This window comes from Comamonas odontotermitis (assembly GCF_014207855.1).
Lineage (GTDB): Bacteria > Pseudomonadota > Gammaproteobacteria > Burkholderiales > Burkholderiaceae_C > Comamonas > Comamonas odontotermitis_A.
Map to the genome: position 1 here is coordinate 63,666 of NZ_JACHKZ010000024.1, position 6,211 is coordinate 69,876.

Annotated in this window: 4 protein-coding genes; 2 read left to right on the top strand and 2 right to left on the bottom strand. The window is 57.4% G+C overall.

Annotation, left to right across the window (positions count from 1 at the left end):
• Nucleotides 1-2: 2 nt before the first annotated feature.
• Both HNP33_RS16300 and HNP33_RS16305 read left to right on the top strand, forming a co-directional pair.
• Nucleotides 3-1,736, top strand: a complete 1,734-nt coding sequence (locus HNP33_RS16300; protein WP_184710234.1) for a diguanylate cyclase domain-containing protein — start codon at nt 3-5, stop codon at nt 1,734-1,736.
• A gap of 500 nt (nt 1,737-2,236) precedes the next feature.
• The gene (locus HNP33_RS16305; RefSeq protein ID WP_184710232.1) at nt 2,237-3,181 is read left to right on the top strand and encodes a midcut-by-XrtH protein; all 945 of its coding nucleotides are present in this window, start codon (nt 2,237-2,239) and stop codon (nt 3,179-3,181) included.
• A 43-nt stretch (nt 3,182-3,224) separates the two neighbouring features.
• On the opposite strand, the gene HNP33_RS16310 is transcribed toward HNP33_RS16305, so the two are convergent.
• On the bottom strand, nt 3,225-3,503 hold the full coding sequence (locus HNP33_RS16310; RefSeq protein ID WP_184710230.1) for a hypothetical protein: 279 nt from the start codon (nt 3,501-3,503) through the stop codon (nt 3,225-3,227).
• A 56-nt stretch (nt 3,504-3,559) separates the two neighbouring features.
• Complete coding sequence (locus tag HNP33_RS16315; protein WP_184710228.1) at nt 3,560-5,725, bottom strand: IPTL-CTERM sorting domain-containing protein; 2,166 nt, start codon at nt 5,723-5,725, stop codon at nt 3,560-3,562.
• Between the last annotated feature and the right edge of the window lie 486 nt (nt 5,726-6,211).

A 6,211-nucleotide genomic window follows, 5' to 3' on the forward strand; every position in this document is an offset into this window, starting at 1 on the left:
CCATGCCCACCCGTAAAGCCTCATCGCTGACGATCTCCTTGATTCTGCCTTTCGTGATGCTGATTGCCTTGCTGACGGGCGTGCTGGGCGTGCTGTGGTACTGGACGGGCAGCAAAACCGTCTCGACCCTGTCGCAGCAGTTGATGGTGGAGATGGCCGAGCGCATCAGCCAGGCGGTGGATCGGCACATCTTCAGCTCGCGCTCCATCATCGAGGCGTCGTTTCCCGATGGCATGTATGCGCCTGGCAAGCTGCAAGACGATATGCCCGCATTGCGCACGCGGCTGTGGGCCGCCACCTCGCTGACTGGCAACGAGGGCGACTATGTGTACTACGGCAACCAGAGCGGGCAGGGCATTGGCCTGTTGCGCAAGAGCGAGACGCTGGCCGAGCTGCGGCTGAAGCTGCGTGCCGAAGACTATCGCGCCATCTATACCGTGCCCGGGATCAAGGCAACGCCCGTGCTGCAGTCCACCGAAACCCAATTGTTCGACCCACGCACGCGCCCCTGGTACAGATTGGCCCAAAGTGCAAAGAGCCATGTGTGGACACCCGTCTACATTGATTTCAATGCGCGCGATCTGGTGATGACGCGTGCTCGCAGCGTATTTGCCGAAGACGACAGGCTGGCGGGCGTTGTGGCCACTGATGTGTTCCTGAACAATCTGCGCAAGTTTGTCGATGGCTTGCCGCTGGCCAAGGGCGCCAGTGCCTTCATCATGGAGCCCAATGGAGATCTGATCGCCGCCACCCGGCTCGACAACATCCGTTACACCGATGGTGCGCGGCCCAGCCGTGTGAACGCTGGCGCATCGGGAAACCATTTGATCGAAGTTGCCTACGAAAAGCTGCGCTCCCGGTTTGATGAGTCCAGCGAGGTGGCGCAGACCTCGCTGATTTTCGATCCGGACGGCAATGCCATCGAGGTGGCGTATCGCAGAATCACCGATGACGCCGGGCTGAACTGGCTTGCCGTGGTGGCCGTGCCGCACCAGGAGATGCTGGCGGGTATCCGCTCGCATGTGATTTTGGTCGTGGCCCTGGGGCTGCTCGCTTTGGGAACGGCTTTGGGACTGGGTTTGCGCATTTTCGGGGGCCTTGCCCATGACATGCGTTCGCTCACACATGCGGTGCGCCGCGTGGGGCAAGGCGAGATCGATGCACCCATCGGTGTGGCCCGCAATGACGAGATTGGCGAGCTGGCCAGCAACGTGCACCACATGCGCCACCGGCTGTTCACCGATCCGCTCACCGGTGCGTCCAACCGCAGTGCGCTCTTGCACATTCTGGAAGCGCTCACCCGCAAGGGCGCCAGCGGCACGCTGCCTGCATCGTTCGCCGTCCTGTTCATGGATCTGGACAAGTTCAAACCGCTCAACGACCGCTGGGGCCACGAAAACGGTGATCTGGCACTCATGGAGGTGGTGCAGCGCATCCGCAGCATCCTGCGCAGCAATGACATGCTGGCGCGGCTCGGGGGGGACGAATTCGTTGTCGTGCTGCAGGGTGTGGAAACCTCTGAGCAAGCCAGCATGGTGCGCGACAAGATCCTGGAAGTGATGGACACGCCACTCACCAGTCTCAAAGGCGTGCCTGCGCAGGAATCCGTGTACCTGGGCGCTTCCATCGGGCAGGCCATCTACCCCGCCGATGGCTCTGACGCCCAGACCCTGCTCAAGCACGCGGACCGCGATATGTACCGCCAGAAGGCCCAGGCCCGTAGCGACGTCTTGTAGCAGGCAGGGGGCGCGGAATCTGCTAAGCCAGAGCCGCGCTGGACCAAGGCGCGGCTTTCCCGCTGTCTGCGGCGGGCGATGCGGAAATCGGCGATTGCAACCCAGCGCCGAAAGCCGAGCCGCCCGCCACTGCACGCAGATTCAAGTCGACGATGCTGCCTGCCGCAATCTCGCAGATAAAGCCTCCGTGCTTGGCCGTCCGCTTGCAAAAGGGCCCGGAGTGGTGGAAGCGCTCTTGCACGGCGAGACTCCGAAGCGGCCGTTCTCTGTGTTCAGGCGAACACCAGGCACATCTTGAGCGGTGATGCGCAAGAGGCGGAAAAGTGCCATAGGTGCCTGCGCACCCGCTTTCATTGAAATAAGTTCTAACTATTATTGATCGAATTTATTGCGTGTTGCGCGACCATTGATCACATATTAGAATTACAAAAACTAACAAAACATAAGAGTTTTGTTAGTTTTGCCGCCAAGTTTTCAGACAGCTTTAAGGTGGAGTCGGTGTGAAAAATATACTCAAGCCCACACTTGGGATGCAGGTCGCTACTGCTGCGACTTCATCATTGCTACTTGCTGCCAGCCCTCCAGCGTGGGCTCAGAGTACAGCAGGAACTTGCGAAATAGCGCTTGGGTACGCTGCTGTTGCGCTTTCTCCTGTTGGCACTCCTGCCGCCGTTCCTGGGTTGACATTGCTGGGTGTCGGAGTTCTTGGAGTCCTGTTTGCAGCAATTGCTTGGCGCGGCAGGCAAAAGAGCGGCTTGAACCGGCTGATGTCGGTGACGCTGATGGCGAGCGGGGCTGTCCTTTCTGTTGCTGGCAGTGATTCACTGCTCAATGTCGTTCGCGCGGCCGGACCCTACGAGTTCACGAGTTCCACTGGAGGCTCAATCTCTGATGCGCAGGTTCCTTATGCTGACCCGGCACCCGTTCTGACCGTCACAAACACCAGCGGTGGACGCATCAAGATCACATCCAATGGCAATGCTTCTGAAACAGGGACATGCACAGTAAATGCCGAATTGGCACCTGGCGCATCATGCACCACCCAGGCTTTTGCGTGTACGCCGCCGCCACCTGTCATCCAGCAGATTGAAGTCCAATCGCTCCCCGCTCAGGACTGCGACTATGGCACGGTAATTGGATCCTATGACATGGGAGGCATCAACTCCGTCACGGCCTACCTGCCCCTCTTAGTTACTCCACCGACATTTGATGTCAGCAGCGTCACTGTCACCTCTGCCTACACCAGAAACGCGACACAGGCGATCTTTGGTCCAGGTGGCTCCATTCCAAATGCAAATGATCTGATCACAGGCACGTTGTCTGTGACGGCGACGGCTCCAACTGGCTATGGCTTTGGTGTCAGCCTTGCGGACTCGTTCACCTGGGGGCTGCCCTACACATGCGGCACCATTGCGGTAAAGCCACAGCTGCCTGAAGAACCATGAAGCGCTCCTCCGGCGCCACCATGGCACCGGGGGCATCTTATTTTCAGTTTGTGAATGAGCCCTTCGGGCTGCGGCCAAACAACCGTTGCAACATGGCAAAGGCGTGCTGCGAGGCAGGCAGCCAGGCTTGGTCGTGCAGAAAGTCTGGGGCGTTCTGATTGCATTCGCTCTGCTGTGGCCAGGAGTGCGCTTGACCGTTCAGCAGACGAAAGCGGAGCCGGTGCGCATCGGCTTTCACGCGGCAAAGCATGCCGTCGTCGCAGCAATTTATACAGTTCATCTGGTGCGCGCAGGAGCATTGCTCCGCAGCAAGCTTCTTCAAGAAAAAATGCCAGTCAGGGCTTCACTGACTGGCATTTATCCGCAGGTGGCTTGGCATCAGTGCTGGCGCCTGCGCAGCCGCACTACGCCCATCATCGTCAACAGGAGCGACAGCGCCATCACACCCCATTGCTGGAGAGTCGGCACCGGTGCTGGTGCGGCAGAGAGGTCATCGTCGATGATAGAGACCTGTGCGGGAGTACCACCTATCGAATAAGACGAGTCAGCTGCGGCTGCAACACCTATGTCCAATGCAATATTTCCATCACCTGCTACGGTGTTTGGAGTCGCAGTGAGGGTACACGCCGCCGTGCTTTGCGTTTGCCCCGCCGCTATGGGCAATGGATTGGGGCAGTTCATGGTGTGTCGTGTGCTCTGCGCGGGAAGCGTGAGGTTAACCAGCAGACCCGTTGAAGGAGCCGGTTGTGATGCGGTGAGGGTACAGGTCGCTATTTGATTTGGAGAATCGCTTAATGTGGCTGGTGTGCAGCTAATGCTGACTGCTGGTACAGATGCAGGTATTGCTTTGGCTTGCAGATACCAGCTTGCACCGGCTTGCACCAACTGATATCGGTAGCCATTGACATCTATGTACCCTGGAGCGGGCAGGGCAAACGAATTGGCAGCCGATGTACCGTTCACCTGAACCACCAGGATTCCGTCTCCAGTGGTTTCTGCACCAGCACCATTCAGATTGCTAATGGAAAGTATGGTTGGACCTGCGCTCGTGTTGCCTTCTACGATCATGCGGTCCGCAGGAGAGCTGCTATCACCCAGCGCTACATCGAGCGCCAGTGTTCCACCGCCTCCATAGTTTCCTGTCACGGTGAGCGTGTTACCGGTTTGTGCATTGGTCAACGTCACCAGACCGTCATTTGTCAAATCACCTGAGATAGAAAAGGTCGTGCTTGCAATCCGCGAGGTGCTTCCGCCATTCACAACCAAGCCCATTGCTTCGCTTGCCAATGAGCCACTACCGGTTGAAAGCGTGTTACCTGTCCAAGTCAGATCACTGTTGCCCGTTAAGGTAATCCGCTCCCAATTCAGAAACTTGTTTGCCGCCTGAGGGCCATTCATCGCAGCCAAGGTAAGGCGGTCAACATAACCATCTGCCGTTGATGCATCGTCTCCCCCGTCGATGCTGGAGACCTGGCTGAGGTCCGTGCCGTTAATGAAAAGGCTGTCGGAGCCATCCCCGAGCACAATGCTGCCGCTGATCACTGCCGCGCTTTCGAGCGTAACCGTGGTGTTGCCATTGCCCGGACCGTCGAAAATCGCTCTGCCTGAGGTTGAAGTCACTTGTCCCGCAGAAATACTGACCTCGTTCGCCGTAGCATTTGAATTTACGACTACGGCATCACCGGCGCTCGCGTTAACAATGCCGCCCAGCATCTGCACTGTGTTGCCACCTGTGGCGACTGCCTGAATCCCGTTTGCACCCTGGACCGAGACTGCCTGCGTGCCGATCTTGATAAGACTGGTGCCTGATGGCGGTGTTGTTGAAGTGAGTGCTGTTGTGCCCAGCACGACTTGCCCGCCAGTGGAGTGAATGGCTGTACCTGTGGAACTTGTGACTGTCGCCTGGACGGGCATGTCGATGCTGCCCGCTGATATATCTATTGCGGTACCGGCAGTGCTGTTGATGTTGGCTGCTTGCCCTTGCACTTGCACCAAGCCCGCTGAGTTCAGGATGCCGGTTAAGGACGTATATACAGTCAGGCCATTGTGAAACAGATTGCTCCCTTCTGTTCCGCTGGAGGCGCCATTGCGAACTCCATCTACAGGGGCTGGTACGGTAGTGGTAGCGTCAGCAGCGATACGAGCAGTTCCGGTGACTTCAATGACGCCCCCGACGTTCTGTATGACTGCTCCACCTGTTCCAACTGAACGCAATGCAGTGAGGTTTCCGTCGACTTGCAGTTTGGAGCGTTCATTGGATGCGTTCGCTCCACCGTAAATATAAATTGCACGGCTATTGGCTCCGCGAGAGGTTACGCTGAGATTTCCCAGTCCATGCACCAATGCCGCGGCAGGTCTGAGGCCAACTCCGCCAACATTCATGCCACCCGAACTCAATGTATAGGTTCCGGTATTGCTGGTGGTGGTGATGCTGGTGGCAGGCAGGAGATTCAACACCGAGCCCGCGTCATAGGCTCCTGCGACATTGTTCCCGGTATAGGTGGTGAGGGTCGCATTGCAAACGCTGGCCGCTGACGCAGTCAATGCAGGGTTTCCAGATGCGACATCGTTACAGGCTGCCCACGCTCCTGGGACCGATAGACATGTACTCAATGCCACATATAAGACGTTACGTACTACTGGAGGGACAGCCGGATTTCCACCGTATAGCATTCAGGTTCCTTGATTTTTATAGAACAACTAGATTCAATACGTTTTAGCTAAAAACAAAACTTTTTGCAACATAATTTGCAAAAATTGAATATCGCTTGGAAGGGCGCTGCGCTTGCTTTGTGACCCTGGCCCGGGGTGTTCGCGGGCTTCTATGCCGTTGGTGCAAGGGCGGGTGCTCAGTCATCTGGATGGTGTTGGCCGATGTTGAGCAGTGGCATCAGGGCTCGTTCATGGACACTCAGGCGTTGCTGAAACTCGCCCCTTTAGAGCCGCTTGTATGTTTACAGGTGTCGGGGTGAGGGACCAGAGCCGCTATCGGCTGTTGGCGCAGACCGACCGTGTTAGACCCCTCTCAAC